Here is a 21,817-nt window from a genome sequence, read left to right as displayed (position 1 = left end):
GAATGGATCAGGCATCAAGTGCAGCGGTGACCCGTCCGGAGCCGGAGGTTTCCTTCCGCCGGATGGAGCTTGATGATATCCCGGCGATTACGGAAATTGAGCGGGAATCGTTCACAGCGCCCTGGTCTCCCGAGGCGTTCCTGAATGAATTGAAGCATAATCACTTTGCGCGATACATTGTTATGGAGCTTGATGCCAGAATTATTGGCTACGGCGGCATGTGGACGATCATCGATGAAGCGCATATCACGAATATAGCGATTCGGGAGACCTTTAGAGGACGCGGGCTCGGCAACCTGCTGATGAAAGAAATTCTGAAGACAGCGGTCCAGTACGGTTCCCGTGCGATTACGCTGGAGGTCCGGGTTTCCAATGAACCAGCCCAGAATTTATACCGAAAATTCGGCTTCAAGCCTAGCGGTCTGCGCCCCCGCTATTATACGGATAACCAGGAAGACGCTCTGATTATGTGGGCGGATCTAACGGAAGGGGAGGCGAACAGCTTTGACGGCAGCCCGGACGGCCGGACAACCCGGTGAAGAACTGATATTGGCCATTGAAACCAGCTGCGACGAAACATCGGTAGCTGTTGTACGCGGCGGTAAAGAGATTATATCCAACCTGGTTTCGAGCCAGATTGAGACACACCGCCAGTTTGGCGGTGTTGTGCCGGAGATTGCCTCCCGCAAGCATGTGGAGGTCATCACCCTGATGATGGAAGCTGCAGTTAAGGAAGCGGGGATTAAGCTCCATGACCTGTCGGCTGTTGCTGTGACGCAGGGTCCAGGCCTGGTCGGCGCGCTGCTGGTTGGAATCGTAGCCGCCAAGAGTCTGGCTATGGCGCTGGATATTCCGCTGATTGGAACCCATCATATTGCCGGACACATCTATGCGAATAATCTGGTCGATGATATTGTTTATCCTTCCTTGGCACTGGTTGTCTCAGGCGGTCATACGGAGCTTGTGCTTTTGGAGCGGGAAGGGGAGTTTCGAATGATTGGCCGCACACGTGACGATGCCGTCGGTGAGGCCTACGATAAGGTGGCACGCGCTCTTAACTTCCCTTACCCGGGAGGGCCGCATGTGGACCGTTTGGCGCAGCAGTCGGCAGAGGTACGTGAGCTGCCGCGGGCTTGGCTGGAGACGGATTCTTATGACTTCAGCTTTAGCGGCCTTAAATCAGCCGTGCTGGCCGTCATTAACCAGACACGGATGAAAGGCGAAGAGCTGAACACGGCTGCGCTTGCAAGAGGGTTCCAAGAATCGGTTATTGATGTACTCGTTACGAAGGCGCTGCGTGCTGTGAAGCAATTCGGGGCAAGGCAGCTGCTGCTGTGCGGCGGCGTAGCGGCTAACGGCGGCCTGCGCGCAGCCCTGCAAGCGCGCTGCGAGGAGAAGGGAATTCCGCTGCTGATTCCACCGCTGTCCTTATGTACGGATAACGCAGCGATGATCGGAGCCGCTGCCCACCTGAAGTGGGTTCGCGGCGAGTTCACGAGCCTTGATATGAAGGCCGATCCTGGCCTGCCGCTTGAAGACTGGTCGGTCGGACACGTAAATGTCTAAAACAGCAGGAAGCTGCAAAAACCCGGAGAGCGCCTAAACGGCGCATTCTCCGGGTTATTTTCTTGCATTTGTATACGATCAATAAGTGCCAAGAACCTTGCGTCCTTACTTAAAGAATAGGAAGTTTGTAGCCAATCTGCGCATTTGTCCGTCCGATGGTTTATTAACGACCCTTCCATTGAAAACCAGAGTGGATGATCCGCCTCCATCAAGATTGTAGGCATCCTTGACGCCAAAGCGCTGTAGCAAAATCTGGATTTCCTCAAGCGTCGCTCCTGAACGTCCTCCTTCGTTATAGCCGTCAGTGACCAGGAATAGCAGCTGGTCATCCTTGTAATTGGCGATAACTGTCCGCGGTGCACGGAGCGGGCTGGTCTTCCACTTGGCCGGGATTTCCTGCTTCTTGCCATTTTTCATCAGAATGGGAACGAAGGAAGCGCCGAATTTCGGCTTCTGCTTATCAAGCTGGTCTTTACGGGAATACTTGCCTCCGATGAGCTTTAAATCCTCATTCAAGCCAACGAAGAACAGGTCCTTGACCGAAGGCTGGAAGCCGCCCACATATTCGCCGTCCACGACGGTAGTGCTCAGCGGATACCGCTTCCCGTTGCCGTCTGCATAGCCTCCGGCGTTCACCCCGGCGAAGGCTTTGTAACGCTTGACTGCGGCCAGTGTCGTCTCAGACCTGCCGAACTCATCTTTGCCCAGAACCATGGACATCGCCTTATCGGTCTTCAGCTTCACCTTCAGCGCATATCCTACGAAATGCTGTGCTTTAATATAATAGAGCTGCGCTCGCAGATTGTCGGTCTGAACGGATTCGGAAGGCGAGCCAAGCTTAATCGTAATCCGCCGGTCATAGATATGAAGCGGGCGCTCCTTCTGTAAGGCAGTACTGTTTACTATAGCCCTCATCTCCGCATTGGTCTTGCTGTAGAGCTCTGCGTCCTTCTTGATCGATTCTGCAGTCTGAACGGCTAAGGCATTAGCCTGCTCCAGCTTTTGCACAATGGCATCGGCCTGGTGCCCGGTCTGCGGCAGCTTGTCTTCATCAAGCGGCGGATAAGCAGCATCTCCTGGCATGATTGTCATGCCGGACAGCAGAAGCCAAATCGCCGCTCCGAGGAACGGAGCGGTGGCGAGCAAAAACACCCGGTTGACATCTTTGATCCGTATTTTCATTATTTCAACACATCCAGGTTTTTCTTTAGTTCGTCGAGTTGTTTCTTGACTTCGTTGATTTGGGTGTACAGCTTGTTGCTGTTATCGGTCTTGTTATTGGCGTTATCTTTGGTAAATGTCAGCAGCTCGTTCAGGGAATCGACTTTACCGGAAATTTGGGATATCTCCGCCTGCAGCCCTGTTTCAAGCTGTTCTATGCGCGCTATATAATCTGCCTGCATGGTGCCGATCCTGGCTGCGGTCTGCAGTTCAATTTCAGTCGTAATATTACGCTGTATATAACCGGTATACCACACCATTCCGGCCGCTCCGCCGGCGATCAGAATTAACCAGGCTGTAACGAGTAACGCAATTGGAGGTTTGGCGGCTTTACGGGCGGAACGCTCATACCCGCTTGCAGCCGTAGTCTGGATGTTGGATTGCATGTTGTTATATTCACCTCGGTAAAATAATAGAATAGTGACGGGCCTTTGGCCTTCAGCGGCAGCAGTAGCTTGACGGGGGGAATGAAGCATCTGGACGAAACGAAGCGGCATCAGCGGCTTGCTTAGGTTACATAACTACGGTCTATATTCTACCATATGGCAGCAGGATGTTGATAGAAAAACAGGGAATTTTAATGAAGCTGTCATCAATCTGCAATCAAAAATAAATGATTAATTTCAGAATTGACAGATATTTATCGGGTGACTATAATAGGATCAACAACTTGTTACACCTAGATGACCATACAGGAAACGCTGTGAACAGGAGCAAGTAAGGACGTTCGGGATACCGGCCTATGATTGGATAGGCGGTCAGAGAGCTGCGGGGTGGTGCAACGCAGTCGAAGAACACCTGAAATCTCGCCTGGGAGCGGAACGGTTCAAGGACGGCAGCGCGGATTATACCGCAGCTTGCATTCATCCAGACCGTTACGGCTAACCCCCGTCACCGGGTGCCCGCTACACGAGCTGTATAGCTGCCGTGCAGTGGGAATAAGTGGGCGCTTCGCCGGAAACGGGGCGTCAACAAGGGTGGTACCGCGCGGGCTATTAACAAACCTGTCGTCTCTTGATTTCATTCAGGAGACGGCAGGTTTTTTTGGTTTAATCGCATATAACAACACACAGTGAACAGGAGTAGTAAACAGCCAGATATTCCAGCGGCATCTTTGCTTTAGCAGAGCGGGCCGGTCAGAGAGCTGCGGGATGGTGCGACGCAGAGGGAACATAGCTGTTGAACTCGCCTGGGAGTGAAGCTGCGGAAGTGGTGCGGACGCGCACCGTGTACGCAGCTGCGGCTGACCCCCGTTACCGGGTGCAGAGCTTCTATCATGACAATGGATGCGTCCATTACAGGCTGGTTCAGGTTTCTCCTGCTGCCTTACCTTTCAAGATGAAGTCTCTGCTCGAAGCGGACCGCCGAACAAGGCGGTCAACAAGAGTGGTACCGCGGCAGTCAAGACCTGTCGTCTCTTTTTCCGGGAGACGGCAGGTCTTTTTTGTATGCGGCGGCAATAAAGATCCAATAAATGGAGGGAACATAACAATGAATAATAATAACGTGCCGGGGAACCGGTCCAGAATCCACATTTTTGATACCACGCTGCGTGACGGTGAGCAGTCGCCGGGTGCTTCCATCAAGCCTGAACAGAAAATTATTCTGGCCCGCCAGTTGGAGAAGCTGGGCATTGATGTAATTGAGCCGGGCTTTCCGGTATCGAGTCCTGGCGAATTTGCTGCCGTTCAGCAGATCTCCCGAGAGCTGCAGCAAACAGAGATCGTCGGCTTCGCCCGGGCGGTGCGCGGAGACATTGATGCCGCAGTCAAAGCTACGCAGGATGCTGTGCGCCGCCGCCTGCATCTGTTTATTTCATCGTCGGATATTCATCTGAATTTCCAGCTGCGCAAAACACGTGACGAGGTCATTGCTATTGCTCGCCAGATGGTGGCATACGGCAAGCAGTTCGTAGACGAGATCGAGTTTTCTCCAATGGATTCCACCCGCTCGGGTATGGAATTCGTGATCGAGCTGGTGGAGGCCGTCATCCAGGAGGGGGCAACCATCATTAACCTGCCGGATACGCTCGGCTATGCGCTGCCAGAGGAGTACGGCGAGCTGTTCCGGACTGTACGCAGACAGGCACGCGGAGGCGAGAAGGTCAGATACAGCGCCCACTGCCACAATGATCTGGGCATGGCGGTTGCCAACAGCATTGCAGCGATTCGGGCCGGCGCAACCCAGGTTGAAGTTACGGTTAACGGCATTGGAGAGAGGGCGGGCAACTGTTCGCTGGAGGAGCTGGTTATGGCGATCCAGACACGTTCGGATACACTTCAGGCGGAAACGGGTATAAACGTGGAGGAAGTATATAACACGTCACGGCTGGTAAGCCGTACGATGAATTTTCCGCTGGCTTATAATAAACCGATTGTGGGACGCAATGCTTTCCAGCATGAATCGGGTATCCATCAGGATGGCCTGCTTAAGAACCGGAATACGTACGAGATTATGGATCCGGAGGCGATGGGCATTCCGCGCAGCATGATCATTCTGGGCAAGCATTCCGGACGTCATGCGATCAAGGACCGCGCATCATCCTACGGAGCGGAGCTGACTGCCGAGCAGCTGGAAGCTGTTTATGAACGGTTCAAGGTATTAGCTGATGAGCAGAAGGTCGTAACGGACGATCAGCTGATGCGTCTGGTCGGGGAATTATCAAGTGAGCATGAGGAGCCTTATGTGCTGACGGAGCTCCAGGTTCTGTCCGGCACCCAGCGGGCGAGAATGGCATCGGTAACGATCCGGGAGCGCGGAGGACACGGGGAGCGCACGTACTCAGCTATTGGTACTGGGCCAATCGAGGCTGTTATTAACTGCATCCGGCAAGCGATTCCCGCAGCGGCTGAATTTGAAGATTTGGAGCTTCATTCATTATCAACAGGCGAGGACGCCAAGGGCGAGGCAGTTGTAACGATTATCCACAGTGGACAACGATACAGAGGAACTTCGATTCATAATGATGTTATTCTGGCGGTCGCGGAGGCTTATATTGGAGCCTGCAATCAGGCGGTAATGAGCGCTAACCGGAATGAGGATCGTAAGAGTGCTGAATCGGCAGGATAAAAAGGAAAAATTTTGGTTGTGCACAAACTTATCCACATATTAACCTCAATATGTGTATAACCCTTAAGAAGCCGTATGGCACGTGGCTCTAGTGTTCAGGCCAGTAGGGGATAGTTTTTACACAGACTGGCTGTGGATAATGTGGATAATGTGTGTAAATATTTCATAAGCCCTGCCTGTTGCACACAATTCATTAAAAGTGTGTTACCGGCGGGCTTTTTTTATTAGTGAAACCTGCCTGAATTGCCTAACAACTTACACACGTTTGTGGACAAGTCTGTGGAAAACGTGGATAGCTCAACTTTCCCCAGCTTTTGTAAATCGGGCGTTCCCAGCAGCTGAACCTTTTGATAGAATAGGAGGGCAATTCATAACAGGGCAGCAGGCAAAATCTTGTCACCCTGCTGCGGCTTCGGATCTGGGAGACTACTAATGATGAGTCAAACGAGCACACGCATTCTGACATTTCTGGCTCCGCCGCTCCCGTACTTTATTGAGTCGAACAGGGTCTGCTACCATCCGGGAGCCGAGCATCCTAACCGGTCAAATTTGGGAGTGTTCGATCTGCTGTTTGTCCACAGCGGTACCCTGCATGTAGCAGAGGAGCGGCGCAGCTGGTCGCTTGGTCCGGGCCAAATGCTGATTCTGCGCCCCGACCGCTGGCATTATTCACCTAAGCCTTGCGATGAGACGACCGTGTTTGATTGGGTACATTTCCAGACGGCCGGAGAATGGGAGGAATCCGACTATGTAAACAGCGGTACACTTCACGGCGATTACTATGTGTATGCGATCAGACTGCCTAAATTTCTGCAGCTGGCTTACCCGGAGCAGGCGAAGGAAATCTTGGCGAAGATGCACGAAGCCGCCCATGCTTCCTCACATGCATCCTTCTGGGAACGGCAGCAGCTGTTTCTGCATTTGATCGAAATGCTTGATGAGGGCTGGCGGAACGACTCTGCCCCAACCTCCGTAGGTGTAGCAGAGCGTGCAGCCGCTTTCATGAAGATGAACTACCGCAACCCCGTCACAAACAAGGAGCTCGGGCAAGGACTCGGCCTGCATCCCAACTACATAGCACGCTGTATGGTGGAGGTCTACGGTTGTACACCACAGCAGTACATGCTGCTGTATCGTCTTGATCAGGCGAAGCTGCTGCTGCTCAAGACGGACTGGCCGATTGCGCGAATCGCCAGTGAGACGGGATTCCGTCAAACCCCGCATTTTTCCCGCTGCTTCTCGGAGCGTACGGGGTTATCGCCGCTGCAATACCGCAAGCAGTACACAAGAGACGGGTCTTAAATGCTGATATACTGCGAACAGGGGTGAGAACGCAGGATGAAATTGGAGCGGTTGCTCGCCATCGTTATGCTGCTGCTTGGCCGAAAAAGGATCAGCGCTCGCGAGCTCTCCGAACGGTTTGAGGTGTCCCAGCGAACCATTTATCGGGATATCGAGTCGTTGTGTGCTGCCGGAATTCCGGTGGCCGCACATACCGGAATGGACGGCGGCTACGAGATTATGGAGCAGTACCGGATCGAGAGGCAGTATCTCACGATGGAAGAGCTGGAATCGATCATTGTGGCGCTTCGCGGGATACACTTCACAATGGATGAGAAGCTTGTCAGCGGTCTGCTGGATAAGGTTAGCGCGCTGGTCGCAAATGCAGGGAGCGGGCAGGAAGGGTCAGAGACTGCGCAGCAGATGATGATTGACCTTAACCCGTGGCATTCCGGTGAAGCCGAGCGTAAACGGCTGGACAGCCTGAAGCAGGCGATTGCTTCCTGCAGACATGTCGAATTTGACTATACCAACGGGCGGGGAGAGCAGACGAGGCGGACCTGTGAACCCATGCTTGTTGTTCTGAAAGGTTATGTATGGTACTTATACGGCTATTGCCTGCTGAGAAAAGAGTTTCGGATTTTCCGCCTTTCGCGGATTAAGCAGCTGGAACTCCTGCCCACAAGCTTCGTGCGCAGAGAGAGCGAATTTACGTCAGAGCCGCTTCGCTGGGACAGCATGCTTATGCGGGACAGGCCGCTTATCCGGCTTAAGCTGCTCTTCGAGCCGGCGAGCCGAGCACTGGTGGAGGACCGGTATGAGCCGGAGAAAATTCAAGAGCAGCCTGACGGGAAGCTGCTGGTGGAGACGGTTCAGCCTGATGAGCCATGGCTCTATGGCTGGCTGCTGTCCTTTGGAACGAATGTGCGGGTTTTGGAGCCGAGGGAGACAGCAAGCCGCTTATACAGGAAAGCGATGGAGATTTGTAAGCTTTATCCGGATTACATTCATGAACACTGACATACAGTTGGCAGTGACCTTCCGTTATGATGATGGAGAATCATCATTTCAGGGAGGTTTTTTGGCATGTATACGACAATTCAAGCATTTGAAGCGGAATGGCTGAATGAAAGCGCGGCTACAGCAAGGGTAATGGATAGCCTGACAGATGAATCATTGAACGTACGGATTGCTCCAGACTACAGAACCTTGGGACAGCTGGCCTGGCATCTGGTGGATTCCCAACATGAGATGTTGCACCGGGCGGGGCTTGAGTTCGAAGCGCCGCATCGACTGGTGGGGCGACTGACGGGACAGGCGCCATCGCCGGATGGGCAGCAGGATAGCGGGGATGAAGAAGGGAAGTATGCGGATTTGACCCCGGCTTCGGCTGTGGTCATTGCCGAGGCCTATCGGATGACATCTCGAAACATGCTGGCTGCGGTACACAAAAGCTGGACAGATGCTGATCTCCAGGTAACGCAAAATATGTACGGTGAAGACTGGCCGAATGGCTTGACACTGAAGGTTCTTATCATGCATGAGGTTCATCACCGCGGGCAAATGACGGTTCTGATGCGCCAGGCCGGACTGCGTATTCCTGATCTCTACGGTCCTACCCGTGAACAGTGGATTGAGCAGGGATTAATGCCACTGATCTAGCGGGGACCGGATAATTTGGATAACAAACAGGCGGATCGCCGCACAGCCCCCTTGACAGGGTGTGTGCGGCGATCCGCCTTTGCTATTAGCCAATTATTTCATTTTGCGGCTGCTCAGCCAGAGCGGGATACGGAACAGCAGATTAATGATGAGGACAATGCAGACCAGTACAGCAGCTGCCTTCTGTGCAATATCCGCAGCGTCAGGCACAATGGCTTCAGACTGTACATACCACAGATGGACTGCCAGATTAGCTCCAGGGGAGAGAAGGTTGAAATCCCACATTTCCCCGGATGTTGATACACCGCCGGTTAGAATAATGACGGCACTTTCCCCGAAGGCGCGCCCGGCTACCAGACAGATACCCGTAATGATGCCGTTCTGGGCAACAGGAATTAATACTCTCATGATGGTCTGAAGATGCGTTCCGCCAAGCGCGAAGGATGCGTTCTTGATATCCTGCGGAACCGCACGAATCGACTCCTCTGTCACCCGCGTGAGAACCGGAAGGTTCAGGAAGGCGAGGCTGACAGCGGCGCCCAGAATCGTCAGTCCGACCTCGAACAGCTCAACGAACAAGGCGATCCCGAAGAGGCCGAAGATCAGGGACGGGACTGATGCCAAGCCCTCCACGCATATCCGGACAAAGCCGATCCACTTGTTATCAGGGGCAAATTCGGCAAGATAGATCCCGGCAGCCATGCCGAGCGGGATTGCGATAATCAGCGAGATGATCAGGATATAGAATGAGTTAAACAGCATCGGACCGATGCCGCCGCCTTCCTCGATTTCACTTGGAAGACCATAGAGGAAATCCAGCGAAAGCTTGGGAAGCCCGTCTTTTAGAATCAGGAACAGGAGCCCGAAGATAAACAAAATAACCGTTATACCGATTGTCCACACCAAGGCAGTGAAAATATGATTGCGGATCCGGTTCATGTTCCTGCCGGTGGTGAAAGGATTGCGCTCTGCTGCATTTGACCGCATCAGACCCGCCCTCCTTTCCTTTGAAAGAGGCGTACCGCCACAATCATTAATAATGATATTACGAGCAGCAGAAAGCCCATCATATAGAGCGCGTAGTTCCAAGTGGAGTCAAACGGGACATTCGGAATTTGCATAACAATGTTGCTGGTCAGGACAGAGGTAGGCTTAAGCAGGCTGTCCGCAAGCTGCGGCGTGTTGCCAATAACCATGACCACAGCCATTGTTTCACCGATTGCGCGTGCCATCCCAAGAATAACAGCATACATAATACCGCTCTTCGCAGCGGGCAGCATGACCTTGAATACCGTCTGGAAGCGGGTGCCTCCAAGGGCATATGAAGCATCTACATAACGCTTGGGAACGGCTGAGATGGCATCATCGCTGATCCGGCTTATGGTAGGCAGGACCATGACAGTCAGCACCAAGGATGCAGCCAGCAGCCCATCCCCCATGCTGGAGCCGGTCAAGTCGCGGATCAACGGGATCAGAATGGTCAGGCCAAGATAACCATAGACGACCGATGGAATACCGACCAGCAGGTCCATGACCGGCCGAAGCAGGTTTTTGAGCCAGCCTGGGGTCATTACCGCCAGAAATACAGCCACAAAAATAGAGATAGGCACGGATATGGCCAGTGTAAGCAGGGTCAGTGCAAAGGTGCCGAAGATAAAGGGCAGAGCGCCGTACTGCTCGTTCTCCGGCACCCATTCCGTGGAGAAGAAGAATTCGGAGAGGGAGACGTCTTGGAACGTCAATACGCCGGTGCGGAACATCAAGCCCAAAATCGCCAGCAGGATCAGACAGACGAAGGCCGCGCAGCCGATACAGATATAACGAAACACGCGGTTCGTGAAGAACAGCCTGGACTTGCGGTCAAACGGCTTGCCGGAACGGCTCTTCAGACTGGAGCCGAGTTCTCCGGCTGCAACGGACTGCCCGGCTGTGGATGGATTAAGCATGCTACGGTTTCCTCCAATAGATAGAACAGCCAGCTGGGCAGTAAGGCGCCAGCCGGCTGTTCTTCCGGTTAAATGTATACTCTTGAATTTGAGGGAAGCTTATTTCATGGCCGAAAGCGGAATGAACTTCAGCTTTTTCAGAGATCCATTCTGGAATTTGGCGCTTTGCACGTATTTAATGAATTCTTTTGTGGCATCCGACGGCTTCTCGCTTGTCATGTAATAACCATAGCTCCAAACATCATACTTTTTGTTAATGACATTGGCTTCCGTAGGGGCAACACCGTCAATCTTCAGAGCCTTCATCTTGCTCGTTACGTAAGCCAGGTCCATATAACCAATGGCATTAGGGGTGGACTCGACAGCTGTCTTCATATCGCCGCTCGACTTTACTTCCTTATAGTTGCTGCCTTTGCTCATGAAATCGGAGCCATCCAGCGCTTTGAGCTGGAAGTTAACGCGTGTACCCGAACCGAAGGAGCGGTTAACAACAACAATCTCAGCATCAGAACCGCCTACGTCTTTCCAGTTGGTCACCTTGCCGGAGAAGATGTCCTGCAGCTGCTTCGTTGTCAGGTTATCGACCTTTACATTGCTGTTCACGACAGCCGCGAACGGGATTACCGCTACTTTGTTGGCAATTTGTCCGGTGAATTTTTTGAAGCCGGGCACGTCAGTGGATGCGTCCCAGTCGCAGGCGCCGATATCGGCAATGCCTTTGCGAACGGCCTGTGGACCGGTAACCGAACCCGCGGCCGAAGCAGAAATTTTGACCTTAGGATGCAGCTTCTTGAATTCATTCGCAGCCTGCAGCGTGAGCGGCAGAAGGGCAGAAGAGCCGTTGATGACGATTTTACCGCTCAGCTTGCTTGCGGCACCTGCAGATGTTACAGCAGACAGAGTGAATGCGGCTGCAAGTGTGACGACAGCCAGTTTTTTAAACCATTTCATAGTGGAAATCTCCTCTCGATTTGTAATTCCTATTATTCTCAAATGATTATTAACGGGTGATTGCCTTCCAGCTGCCGCCCACGAACGTGTATAGAATACCGTCCTCGATTAGAGCCAGCTGATTTCCATACGGTAAAATGGAGGTTACGCTATCGGATAAGGTGTTGATCAGCTTCTTGCTGCCGGTTGAAAGGTCAATTTGATACACGAGATTATTCGTCTCGCCTGCGGTCAGAACATACAGCTTTTCCTTGTGCTTGACAGCCTGCATCACATCGCCCTCTGCAACTGCAATTGCTGTCTGCTTCTCCTTATTTACTGAAGCGACGGTTGCGCGGCCTTCCTCCGGTACACTTACGTAGTAGGCAGTACCGTACGGCGACAGCTCAAGGAAAATCTTGTCCTCTGTAGAGGTGGTGAGCTGTACGGGCTTGTTGTCGCCTTGGTATACATTGTAGAAGTACACCTGCGGCTCAGTACCCGTCATATCGATCGAAATAGCGTCTTCTTCTACCGGCTTCTTGTCATCGGCTGTTACTTTACCGGTCTTAACGACCGTGTAAGCTATGGTCCCGCCCTCAACACGCAGGTTGCTCTTATAATCGACCTTGTCTTCGAGCAGTTTGGTTACCGTGCCGTCAGCTGCGCTAATCTTGGCTACGACAGAGCTCTTGTCACCCTGCAGGAAGTACAGTGCCTTACCGTCGGCAGACCACTGAAGCTCGCTCTTGATGGAGTTATCTTCACCCAGCTTAGAATCTTGCTTGGAAGCCAGATCAAGAATATGAACGAATCCTTCTCCGTCTACGTATGCAGCACGTGCGCCATCTGGTGCGATTGCGAGATCGGAAGTGTCCATGGATACGAGCAGCACTTCATGTTTTCCAGTCTTAGAATCAACGATATAGTCGGTGCGGCCAGCTTCGCCATAAGTAGAAGCAAGCAGCTTGCCCTTGCCGATCCATTGGGCGGAATCAATTGCTTCCAGCAGGTTGATGGTGATAATGCCGCCATCCGCATCTACGGTTGCGCCAAGGGAGGATACGACAGCGGAATCGATGTAATTGACACCCTGAACTTTCAGCACAGGCAAGGAAAGCTGCTGAGCGGAGCCGTTCACCGTAATCTGCTTGGAGTCCGCTTTGAATTCCACGATGCTGTCGTTCAGCTTCAAATAGTAGCTGCTGCCGTTATGACCCAGCTCAGCCCCGAGCGATAATGCGAGGTCACGTACAGCGATCAGTTGAACGGAGCCGCTAACAATTGTCCGTACTTGTGTGTCCACACCATTGACGTTTAGAGTTCCTTGTACAATCTGCACAGCCGCTGCTGGAGCCGGAGCTGCATAAGCACCACTCGCGGCTGCCGTACTGATTGCCGCGGCTATCATTGTGACCGCAATCGTCTTTTTCATCGTCATTAGCTTCTGTTCACCCTTCATACTCAAATTTGTTTTTCTCTAAAAAGCATGATCGCTCTGCCGACAGCCCGCGTCGGCGATTCGACAGGCTTAATCCCCCCTAGAACGGTCAAGATGCTCACAAGCTTGTTTACTAGTTCGAAAGCAATAGTAACAGCGATGTGTTAACCGGATATTTTGGAAAAACTAACTAATTGTAAACGTTCTATTGTCCCGTAAGGCGGGACCCTGCTGGGACCAGTAAATAGGCCGTGTAAAATGTAAATTACCCAGGCTGGTTGCTGATTCGTCGATTGACCAATTAACAAACGTAATGTTATATTATCTACAGAAACAGCAAACGAATTTTGGCGGTGATTGGTCTATGGATGTAGATAATCGTTTTTGGAGTGCTGGCTTGGATGAATTGAAGCGGGGATATATATGGGACCCGCAATCGGCTGCTTACTTCTGTCTCGTCTGTGGAGAGAGGTACGAAGATGGGCGTGTATATGAACATGAGCAGGCTTTTTACGAAGCGAGACGTATGGTGGCTGTGCATATGGAGCATCTTCATGGCTCAATGCTTGCTTATCTGCTCAGTCTCGATAAGAAGGCGACTGGTCTGACCGACCTGCAGAAGGAATTGATTGATTATTTTGCAGCCGGACTTGCTGATGCGGAAATCGTCAAGCGCACGAGCGCCGGAAGTGCCTCGACAATACGCAACCACCGTTTTGCCCTCAAGGAGAGGGCAAAACAGGCAAAGCTCTTCCTCGCGATCATGGAGCTTATGGATCAAGCTGCACAGGGAGGGGCACCGCGTTTTATGCCGATCCATCGGACGGCTACCCAGGTGGATGAGCGGTATGCGATTACGGAAGAGGAGTACGACAGCCTGATTCGTAAATTTTTCCCTGATGGACCGGAGGGGAGGTTAACGAACTTCCCCCGCAAGGAGAAGCGGAAAATAGCGATCCTGAAGCATGTCGCAGGACGGTTCAAGCCCCGGCAGCGGTACAGTGAGCAGGAGGTTAACGATGTGCTTAAGCAGGTGTATGAGGCTGATTATGTCACGCTTCGCCGTTATCTGATTGAGTATGGCTTTATGGACCGGGAAAGCGATGGCAGTGCCTATTGGCTGAAGCTGTAGGCAGGCGGGGAATTCATGGGGAGCGGGCGGTTGATCCTATCAGCGGCCTGCTCAGCCCGGCGAATACTAGGAGGGATACGTGAGTGGAACAGAACCGTAAAGATTTAGTCAGACAGTACCAGGACCGGAAGCGGGAGATGGGAATCTATACGTTTACCAATACGGAGAATGGCAAGCAGTACGTGGCGTGGAGCCTTAACCTTCCCGCGGCCGAGGGACGGGAGAGATTTGAGCTGAACATGGGCGGCCATAAGAACAAAGCGCTGCAGGATGATTGGAAGCGTTATGGAGAACATGCCTTCCGTTTTGAGATTGTCGAGGTTTTGAAGCTTGATGATTCGATCAGAATGGATTATAAGGATGTGATAACGCCGGAGGGCCTACGCACGGACATTATGCGTGATTACCGCAGACAGCTCGAGAAACTGGAGGCAGCCTGGGCGGATCGGAACGGCTCTCGTGAGCCGTATGGATACAACCGGAGCAAGTAATGATCATGGGGGCGTGCCGGCAGTTGGCGGCTCCGTAACCCGGAGGGGATAGATAAGTGTCAACGATAAAAGCAGAACGCAGGCAGGGCTTGTTCGCAAACCGTTTCGTTCAGACGATATTGTTATCCAATCTGCTGCTGCAGATTGGAATCTGGGTCCGTAATTTCGCGGTACTGATGTATGTGACGGAGAAGACAAATGAGGACCCTGTTGCCGTCTCGCTTATTTTGGTCGCGGAGTTCGCGCCGATCTTTATCTTTTCATTTATTGGGGGCGTGTTTGCCGACCGCTGGCGGCCGAAGCGCACGATGATCTGGTGCGATATGCTGTCTGCTGTATCCGTCTTTGTTGTGCTGCTCACCATGGTATTGGAGGCGTGGCAGGCGGTCTACTTTGCAACCTTTGTATCGGCGATTCTCTCCCAGTTCTCGCAGCCTTCGGCACTCCGGATGTTCAAGACCCATGTGCCTCCGGAGCAGCTGCAGCAAGCGATGGCATTCTTTCAGTCGATGGTTGCCATCTTTATGGTGGCCGGCCCAAGTCTGGGCGTCTATGCCTACAACACGTACGGCATAGAGATATCTATTGCCATTATGGGTGTCGCTTTCCTGCTGTCAGCGGCCGTGCTGTTCCGGCTGCCCGAAATACCCGAACAGCCGGTTGAGCAAGCCTCGGACCAAGTACAGCCGGGACAGACCCAGGCTAGAGGCCGGCTGCGGGGAGAGCTGGCAGAAGGCTTTAGCTATGTATGGCGCAGTCCTGTACTGAAGGTGCTTGCCCTCTCATTCGCGCTTGCGGGTTTATCCGTCGGAATTGCCCAGACGCTTAGCATCTTCGTTGTGACGGAAAATTTGAACAAGCCAAAGGAATTTCTGCAGTTTATGCTGATGATCAATGGAATCGCCATGCTAGTCGGCGGGGGTGTGATCGCCGCAGCCGCCAAGAAAATCCCTCCTCAGCGCATGCTGGCTGCCGGCATGCTGGTCAGTGCTCTGTGCATTACAGGGACGGGATTTTCGACAAGCGTGCCGCTGACGCTTACGCTGCAGTTCTTCAGCGGGCTTGCTTTCCCGGCGATCCAGATCGCCATCAGCACCATGGTCATCCAATGGTCGGATGACTCGATTGTCGGCCGTGTGAATGGCGTGATGAGTCCGATGTTCGTCGGCATGATGGTCATCATGATGTCTGCTGCGGGTCTAATGAAGCGGGAGATTCCGCTCGTGACGATCTATACGATTTCCGGAACCCTTATGCTGCTGGGCTCCATATCGCTGCTGCCGCTGTTCAAGCACAAGCCGCCTGTCAAAGAGGAGGCCTCAGCGGCTGCCGTACTGTCGCCTCACTGAAGGCCGGTTCCTTCAGCCCGTTTTGATTTGCGGCGCGCTGTAGATTGTTGCAGGTAATGTACCCATAAAGCTGCCCTCCTGACTGGGCAGCTTTTTATATTCCGGCGTTCCTGAAGAAAATGCGTATCCTTTGTGAGGGCTGTCCGTATTACCTCATATATAATGGATATAATGGAGCAATTTGTTCCGGTAGGAGGCTTAGGGATGGAAACAGACAGTAAAAGCGGCAGGCTGTACGTCGATATCCGGGAGGCAGGCTATGATGCAAAGACGCCGGTTATCCGGAATATAGCCTTTGACGTTCAGGCAGGAGAGCTTGTTGGCCTTATTGGGCCCAATGGTGCGGGCAAGAGCACAACGATCAAGACCATATTGGGGCTCATCAAACACTTGGAAGGCCAGGTCGCTCTCGGTGCATCAGGAAGATATGCTTATGTACCGGAGCAGCCGGTTATGTATGAATCCTTTACGCTGTGGGAGCATCTGCGGCTGGCGGCCTCCGCTTTCGGTATTGATGAGCAAACCTTCACCAGCCGGGCAGACAGTCTGCTGGATAAATTCCGGCTTGCGAAGGTCAAGCACGAGCTGCCGGTTACCTTCTCGAAGGGTATGCAGCAGAAGCTGATGCTAATCATCGGTTTTATACTGGAGCCGGATATTTATATCGTAGACGAGCCCTTCATAGGTCTAGATCCTAGGGCTACGAAGGATCTTCTTGACCTGCTTGCTGTGGAGAGGCAGCGGGGAGCAGGCATTCTGATGTCCACTCATGTGCTGGATACGGCAGAGCGGATTTGCGACCGGTTCATCCTGCTGGACCAGGGCTCGGTTATGGCAGAAGGGACGCTGCCCATGATCCGGGAGCAGGCGGAATGTCCGTCTGATGCCACTTTATTCGACTGCTTTCACGCCTTGACATGAGGGGGCGGGGAGAATGAAGTGGACGAAGTGGGGATTATTCCGCTCACGGCTGACCGGCAGCTGGATCAAGAGCTTCAAGGCTTGGAAGCTGGCACTTGATTGGACGGTTTGGGTTTACTTTCTGGTGCCGGGAATCTGGATCGCAGGGGGCACCTATCTGGAATGGTGGCGTGAGGAGCCGTCCTGGCTGATGTGGCTTCCGGAGTGGGTTGTGCTTCTGCCTCTGCTGTTCTATGCGCTCAGCGGCGGGCTGCGTGTGTTTTTGTATGAGGCTGATATGCTCTTTCTGCTGCAGCGCAAGGAGTGGCTGAGAAGCTTAATCCGGTACGGTGCTTTGTATACATTACTGAAGCATACGGTTGGTACGGCGCTGCTCTGCGGCTTGCTGCTGCTCCTTCTGGTTAAGAGCATGGGATTAAACTCTTATACCATTTTTGTACTGGGCCTGTTTACTTTGGTCATGAAGTTTGGAATCGGGGTAATACAGAATATGCTGTATGGCAGGTGGAAGGGACTGCAGAAGCTGGGAATGGAACTGCTGCTTTCGCTGCTTACCTCTGCCGTCTATATGACAGCTGCCCTGCTGCTGCTGCAGGAACCGGTCTGGCTGCTCGCCGCGGCAGCGGCAGCGGCTGCTGCCGGGGCTGGCCTGTTCAGGCGAAAGCTGCGGATGCAGGGGACCTTCGCAGCCGATGTGGAGCAGGAACGTAAAGCCTCGGCTGCCGTGACAGAGATCCTGCTTACACCGGTTATGGAGAAGAAGCCGCTTGTTAAGCTGGATAGGCCGCTTGTCTTTCGCCGCTCCGGACGTATATTCAGGAAGTCAGACGCCGGGACAATGCTGGCGGAGATGCGGATAAAAGCTTTCCTTCGGAAGTTTGCGCATGTCAGACTTTGGGTCAGTTTCTTCTCCGTTTCAACGGTTGCCACTCTGGCCTCACCCGGCTGGCTAGGTCTATTGCTGGCCGTGACTTTGCCGCTGCTGGCTGCAAGCTGGCTTCATCAGCAATGGAAGGAGTGGGCGAAGGAGCCTTTCCTTATCCAGTTTAAATGGGAGGATGAAGCGCTGCGCAAGGGTGCCTCGCTATCGGGCTGGCTGCTGCTTCTGCCGGGTGTCATCTGGCTGTTCATGCTGACGGGCTGGCTGCTGGGCGGCCTGATGATGACCGTTCTTATGGTGCCGGCAGGCATTTTGTACTGGTGGGTTTCGAATAAGCTGCTTAACACCATCATGGACCCGGTTACTAATAAAGAGTAACGACAAAGGCAGCCTTGCGGCTGCCTGAATATTGACCGAAAGGCGGTGACCGGATTGCTGCATCTGACAAGCACGGATCATACGGCAATGCTTCTTGGCCGGGCAGGGCTCAAAGGTGATGTGCAAGTCTGGCGTGAATTCATGACAGAAGGGCCGGTTCGGACAGCTTGGTACAAGCCGGCTGTCATTGAGGAACGCGCAACCTATATTGAGGAGACACTGGGCCTTCCAAGGAAGGCATTCATACAGATAGCCAGCAATCAGCTGAAGCGTCTCGAGGAGGCTGCGGAGGCCAGGGAAACCATCGTTTTGTGGTTTGACGGTGATTTATATGACCAGACGATAATGGCTGCTTTGCTGTACTGGTTCCTGCAGCGGCAGGCCTCCGGCAAGTCAATCGGGAGCCTGGAGTGGATTGCGCCACCTTACAGCTGGGAAAGCCAGAATAGAGAGCCGCTTGGGAATCAGGACCCCCAGCGGCTGGCAGAATTATGGTCGGCGCGGCGAATTGTGGAGGAGAACCAGCTGCAATTTGCCGCAGAAGGATGGATCGGGTTCTCTTCGGAGGATCCGCAATGGCTGGAGCAGTGGCTTACGAGGCCGGCACCCGGGGAGCCGAGCCGTGTCATGCTGGAGGCGATGCGCTTCCATCTCCGGCGCTTCCCTTCTCTGCGCAGCGGCCTTGGCTCAGTAGAGCGCGAAACCATGCTCCAGCTCAGCATAGGGCCGGCCCGGCCTGACGAGCTGCTGAACAAGATTAAACGTGCTTATCCGTTGTACGGACTGGGTGAGCTGGCGTATGACGGATACCTGCGGAGGATGGAGGCGGCGGGTCTGATCGTCATCCACTATCACCATGCATATCCTGGCTGCCGCGCGGTGGAGCCGCCCGATTACGACAGCAGGCTTATTACGATGACATCCTACGGCGCGAGAGTGCTTACCGGCCAGGCGGATGTGCTGCGTGACGGGCGCTGGCCGGTCCGCTGGCTGGGCGGCATTAAAGTGGGCGGCGGATCGACGAAGGCCTGGCGGTGCGCAGGAGGAGAGCGTGATGGCGGTACAAGCATGATTTATCTGTAATAAGGGTATGGTATGTATAGGAAGTATGACTTTACCCGGAAGGGAGGCAGGTACGATGGACCATGCAGTACAATTCTCGTTTGTAAGCAGCAGCGAGGCATCGATGGCGTATGCCACTCTGCAGGAGCTGGGGTATTCCCCAGTGCGTGAGGAGGAGCGCGTCCATGTTCATATCCAGCAGGGTGATCTCACCTCGGCATTGGAGATTGCTATGGCACATGGCGGCCAGCTGTGCGGACAGGCAGCGATCCGGGACAATACGGTCATAGAAACAGCTTATGATATAGATGCCATTCCAATACCCGCCCATACAGTGAATGAAGATTGGACCGAAGCTTATGCCGGCGACACGCCAGGCAATGAAGAGCTCCGCAATCAGAGCGGTGCGGCCGAGGACACGGATTTTGACCCGGATGGCGGAGAATACGGTTTCTTCTCGGGAGACGTCAGAGCGTAGCTTGTACGCTTTGGCGTTTTTTTCTTGTGAATCTGTAGCGGTTAACAAGAAGATGGTCAAGGAGCAGGCGAGTGGAGAAGCTCCTTGGCAACCAGCTCGAGCACGCAGGTTTCCCTCTCGATAGAGAGGCCCATGGAGGATTCTTTATTCTTCATTACCATACGGTTGTGCTCAATCGCATCATTAACCGGGATCCAGACCGCGGACATCCCGTTAGCCACCTCATAGTCTTCCATCCGGACTTCGCCAAGCCGCTCATCTGCCTTACAGACATAATAATAGGACAGCATGTGGACAAGATCGTAACCCGGTTTATGATAAGGTCTATACTCTTCAGTCATTCCGAACTCCTGCAGGATGCTAATGCCGCTGGCTCCAGTCTCCTCGGCGATTTCCCGTTCCAACCCGGCTATGAGATCTTCGTCGGCCTCCAGGCCGCCGCCGGGGAAGCTGTAATCATTATACCGCTTGGTATACAGCAGGAGAATGTCGCTGCCGCGGAGTATAATCCCTCTGGCCGCCCGGCGGTGGAAGACCATTCCATCCAAGCTCGTCAGGTCTTTATGAATAAACTCTTTGATTAGTCTCATGCATGTACCGCCTTTCGAGTACCAACTGGTTTTATCACACGATAACCGGGCTCTGCACAGCAGCCAGGTCAGGCAGGAAGCTAGCGCAGACGCCCTTTTGGAAACGTGTCTAATACGTGTATTATAAGTATAGGGTATACTTCTTGCCAACTTCCGGAGGGAGGAACAAATATGTACAAGAAAATTCTTATAGCGGCGGATGGTTCCGAACACTCGCTGCGTGCGGCAGACCATGCGGTGACTGTGGCTTCCGCCAATCCGGCGGCGGTGCTGGAGATCTTATACGTGTTTGATGCCGAGCATGCGAAGTCAGATGTGATTCACCATTGGAATGCGCTGGACCGGGGCGATATCCGGAAGCAGCGTGTTGCGGCGGTGGAAGCGAAGGCGGTTCAGGCGGGTGTGAGCTATGTGACCAGAATCCTGCACGGGGAGCCGGGACCGGCTATTGTGAAGTATGCCAATGAGAACGAGGCGGATCTTATCGTCCTAGGAAGCAGAGGGCTGAACGCCCTGCAGGAGCTTGTTCTAGGAAGTGTCAGTCACAAGGTTGCCAAGCGTGCCAACTGTCCGGTTATGATCGTTAAATAATGACTGGTATAATAAGCAGCGTTGCGAATAACAGAGAGGGGCCGTCCTATAAGGAGGCTCGACTTGCTGTTTGGAAATCTAGGAAAAATATGCTAGTTAACGCTCGTCTGTTTGGTATAATGTTAAATACCGCTCAGCAGTTCTATTTTGCTTCTGCGGTTAACATTTTCAATTCAGGGGGAGATAAACCTTGGAGACTAAAATTAGAAAAAATATATATGATCATCGCAAGATTATCCCTCAAGTTTACGCGCTAAAACCAGGAGACGTAAGAATTCAGCAAATTCCTAAAATGCAATATGTGTCGCAGCAAATGAACACAGCTTTCCATATGAATTGGGCTGGACATCCAGAACCAATAGATGAACAATGGATTGTAGTCAAAGTCGTTAATCAATTAAAGCAGATTACAAAAAATAGATTGGGCTATCAATTTAAATTAATGCCACATGAGATTATCTGGCACGGGCTAAATGATTGCAATCAGTATTCCGTTACTTATATGATGCAAGTTCCTGATTGTATTACTCTTTGTATGTATGAAGAAGCAAGAGCTAAAGTTGAGAGGAACCTGCGTGGACAAGCAATTCCAGAAACTAAGTTAATAGAAGTCGATTCCATACTCTGTGCCCAGAAACTTCACGTGGGACATTACTGTGACACTGTATTGACTTACCAGGAAATAGAACATTACACCGGCGGAGAAGGGTATCAGATTATAGGGGATCGCAAAGAAATCTATCTTACACCAGCAATGCAATGTCATCTGCCAGAGACATGGAAAACAGTGGTCAGTGTTGAAATTGAAAATCCAAATTAACGAAGATGT

The 21,817-nt window shown here is 52.7% G+C and carries 22 protein-coding genes and 1 other annotated feature; of the genes, 15 read left to right on the top strand and 7 right to left on the bottom strand.

What is annotated here, in order from left to right:
* Positions 1-2: 2 nt before the first annotated feature.
* Positions 3-539: a ribosomal protein S18-alanine N-acetyltransferase gene (gene rimI, locus L1N82_RS20370; protein ID WP_235289301.1), complete on the top strand. Its 537-nt coding sequence runs from the start codon at positions 3-5 to the stop codon at positions 537-539.
* Positions 505-1,566 carry a tRNA (adenosine(37)-N6)-threonylcarbamoyltransferase complex transferase subunit TsaD gene (gene tsaD, locus L1N82_RS20365; protein ID WP_235289300.1) on the top strand — a complete coding sequence of 354 codons (1,062 nt, stop codon included), beginning with the start codon at positions 505-507 and terminating at the stop codon, positions 1,564-1,566. The genes rimI and tsaD overlap by 35 nt, the downstream gene beginning before the upstream one ends.
* Before the next feature lie 105 nt (positions 1,567-1,671).
* Here the strand turns inward: tsaD and L1N82_RS20360 are convergent, their stop codons facing one another.
* Positions 1,672-2,748 (bottom strand): phosphodiester glycosidase family protein, encoded by a 1,077-nt coding sequence (locus L1N82_RS20360; protein WP_235289299.1) that lies wholly within the window; start codon positions 2,746-2,748, stop codon positions 1,672-1,674.
* Complete coding sequence (locus tag L1N82_RS20355) at positions 2,748-3,173, bottom strand: hypothetical protein (RefSeq protein ID WP_235289298.1); 426 nt, start codon at positions 3,171-3,173, stop codon at positions 2,748-2,750. The genes L1N82_RS20360 and L1N82_RS20355 overlap by 1 nt, the downstream gene beginning before the upstream one ends.
* Positions 3,174-3,850: 677 nt before the next feature.
* Positions 3,851-4,209: a binding site (T-box leader), on the top strand.
* 69 nt (positions 4,210-4,278) lie between these two features.
* On the opposite strand from L1N82_RS20355, the gene L1N82_RS20350 reads away from it, so the two are divergent.
* From L1N82_RS20350 to L1N82_RS20335, 4 genes are all read left to right on the top strand, one after another.
* Complete coding sequence (locus tag L1N82_RS20350; protein ID WP_235289297.1) at positions 4,279-5,856, top strand: 2-isopropylmalate synthase; 1,578 nt, start codon at positions 4,279-4,281, stop codon at positions 5,854-5,856.
* Between the two features lie 435 nt (positions 5,857-6,291).
* On the top strand, positions 6,292-7,158 hold the full coding sequence (locus tag L1N82_RS20345) for a helix-turn-helix transcriptional regulator (protein ID WP_235289296.1): 867 nt from the start codon (positions 6,292-6,294) through the stop codon (positions 7,156-7,158).
* Between the two features lie 36 nt (positions 7,159-7,194).
* Positions 7,195-8,157: a helix-turn-helix transcriptional regulator gene (locus L1N82_RS20340; protein WP_235289295.1), complete on the top strand. Its 963-nt coding sequence runs from the start codon at positions 7,195-7,197 to the stop codon at positions 8,155-8,157.
* 66 nt (positions 8,158-8,223) lie between these two features.
* Positions 8,224-8,799 carry a DinB family protein gene (locus L1N82_RS20335; protein ID WP_235289294.1) on the top strand — a complete coding sequence of 192 codons (576 nt, stop codon included), beginning with the start codon at positions 8,224-8,226 and terminating at the stop codon, positions 8,797-8,799.
* A 93-nt stretch (positions 8,800-8,892) separates the two neighbouring features.
* Here L1N82_RS20335 and pstA read toward each other — a convergent pair whose 3' ends face one another.
* The 4 genes from pstA to L1N82_RS20315 all read right to left on the bottom strand — a co-directional run bounded on the left by pstA (position 8,893) and on the right by L1N82_RS20315 (position 13,116).
* A complete protein-coding gene (pstA, locus tag L1N82_RS20330) occupies positions 8,893-9,738 on the bottom strand; it encodes a phosphate ABC transporter permease PstA (RefSeq protein ID WP_407946795.1) in 846 nt (281 codons plus the stop codon).
* Positions 9,739-9,785: 47 nt separating this feature from the next.
* Positions 9,786-10,745: a phosphate ABC transporter permease subunit PstC gene (gene pstC / locus L1N82_RS20325; RefSeq protein WP_235289292.1), complete on the bottom strand. Its 960-nt coding sequence runs from the start codon at positions 10,743-10,745 to the stop codon at positions 9,786-9,788.
* Between the two features lie 99 nt (positions 10,746-10,844).
* Positions 10,845-11,696, bottom strand: coding sequence for a phosphate ABC transporter substrate-binding protein (locus L1N82_RS20320; RefSeq protein ID WP_235289291.1), 852 nt, complete (start codon positions 11,694-11,696; stop codon positions 10,845-10,847).
* A 49-nt stretch (positions 11,697-11,745) separates the two neighbouring features.
* Positions 11,746-13,116 carry a stalk domain-containing protein gene (locus L1N82_RS20315; protein ID WP_235289290.1) on the bottom strand — a complete coding sequence of 457 codons (1,371 nt, stop codon included), beginning with the start codon at positions 13,114-13,116 and terminating at the stop codon, positions 11,746-11,748.
* Positions 13,117-13,480: 364 nt separating this feature from the next.
* Here L1N82_RS20315 and L1N82_RS20310 point away from each other — a divergent pair, with 364 nt between their 5' ends.
* The 7 genes from L1N82_RS20310 to L1N82_RS20280 all read left to right on the top strand — a co-directional run bounded on the left by L1N82_RS20310 (position 13,481) and on the right by L1N82_RS20280 (position 19,807).
* The gene (locus L1N82_RS20310) at positions 13,481-14,248 is read left to right on the top strand and encodes a DUF2087 domain-containing protein (protein WP_235289289.1); all 768 of its coding nucleotides are present in this window, start codon (positions 13,481-13,483) and stop codon (positions 14,246-14,248) included.
* 83 nt (positions 14,249-14,331) lie between these two features.
* A complete protein-coding gene (locus tag L1N82_RS20305) occupies positions 14,332-14,739 on the top strand; it encodes a GIY-YIG nuclease family protein (protein ID WP_235289288.1) in 408 nt (135 codons plus the stop codon).
* A 65-nt stretch (positions 14,740-14,804) separates the two neighbouring features.
* Positions 14,805-16,088 (top strand): MFS transporter, encoded by a 1,284-nt coding sequence (locus L1N82_RS20300; RefSeq protein ID WP_407946794.1) that lies wholly within the window; start codon positions 14,805-14,807, stop codon positions 16,086-16,088.
* Between the two features lie 204 nt (positions 16,089-16,292).
* The gene (locus L1N82_RS20295; protein ID WP_235289286.1) at positions 16,293-17,009 is read left to right on the top strand and encodes an ABC transporter ATP-binding protein; all 717 of its coding nucleotides are present in this window, start codon (positions 16,293-16,295) and stop codon (positions 17,007-17,009) included.
* Positions 17,010-17,022: 13 nt separating this feature from the next.
* Entirely contained in the window at positions 17,023-18,267 is a 1,245-nt protein-coding gene (locus L1N82_RS20290; RefSeq protein WP_235289285.1) for an ABC transporter permease, read from the top strand.
* A 54-nt stretch (positions 18,268-18,321) separates the two neighbouring features.
* On the top strand, positions 18,322-19,350 hold the full coding sequence (locus tag L1N82_RS20285; protein WP_235289284.1) for a hypothetical protein: 1,029 nt from the start codon (positions 18,322-18,324) through the stop codon (positions 19,348-19,350).
* A gap of 55 nt (positions 19,351-19,405) precedes the next feature.
* The gene (locus tag L1N82_RS20280) at positions 19,406-19,807 is read left to right on the top strand and encodes a hypothetical protein (protein WP_235289283.1); all 402 of its coding nucleotides are present in this window, start codon (positions 19,406-19,408) and stop codon (positions 19,805-19,807) included.
* A gap of 56 nt (positions 19,808-19,863) precedes the next feature.
* Here L1N82_RS20280 and L1N82_RS20275 read toward each other — a convergent pair whose 3' ends face one another.
* Positions 19,864-20,397 carry an NUDIX hydrolase gene (locus L1N82_RS20275; protein ID WP_235289282.1) on the bottom strand — a complete coding sequence of 178 codons (534 nt, stop codon included), beginning with the start codon at positions 20,395-20,397 and terminating at the stop codon, positions 19,864-19,866.
* Positions 20,398-20,568: 171 nt separating this feature from the next.
* Here L1N82_RS20275 and L1N82_RS20270 point away from each other — a divergent pair, with 171 nt between their 5' ends.
* Both L1N82_RS20270 and L1N82_RS20265 read left to right on the top strand, forming a co-directional pair.
* Entirely contained in the window at positions 20,569-20,988 is a 420-nt protein-coding gene (locus L1N82_RS20270; RefSeq protein ID WP_235289281.1) for a universal stress protein, read from the top strand.
* A gap of 190 nt (positions 20,989-21,178) precedes the next feature.
* On the top strand, positions 21,179-21,808 hold the full coding sequence (locus L1N82_RS20265) for a hypothetical protein (protein WP_235289280.1): 630 nt from the start codon (positions 21,179-21,181) through the stop codon (positions 21,806-21,808).
* Positions 21,809-21,817: the final 9 nt, after the last annotated feature.

Origin of the sequence: Paenibacillus tarimensis (assembly GCF_021532315.1) — a bacterium.
Classification (GTDB): Bacteria; Bacillota; Bacilli; order Paenibacillales; family Paenibacillaceae; genus Paenibacillus_I; species Paenibacillus_I tarimensis.
Note: the sequence above shows the minus strand (reverse complement) of the source record. Positions and strands in the feature narration are given on the sequence as shown.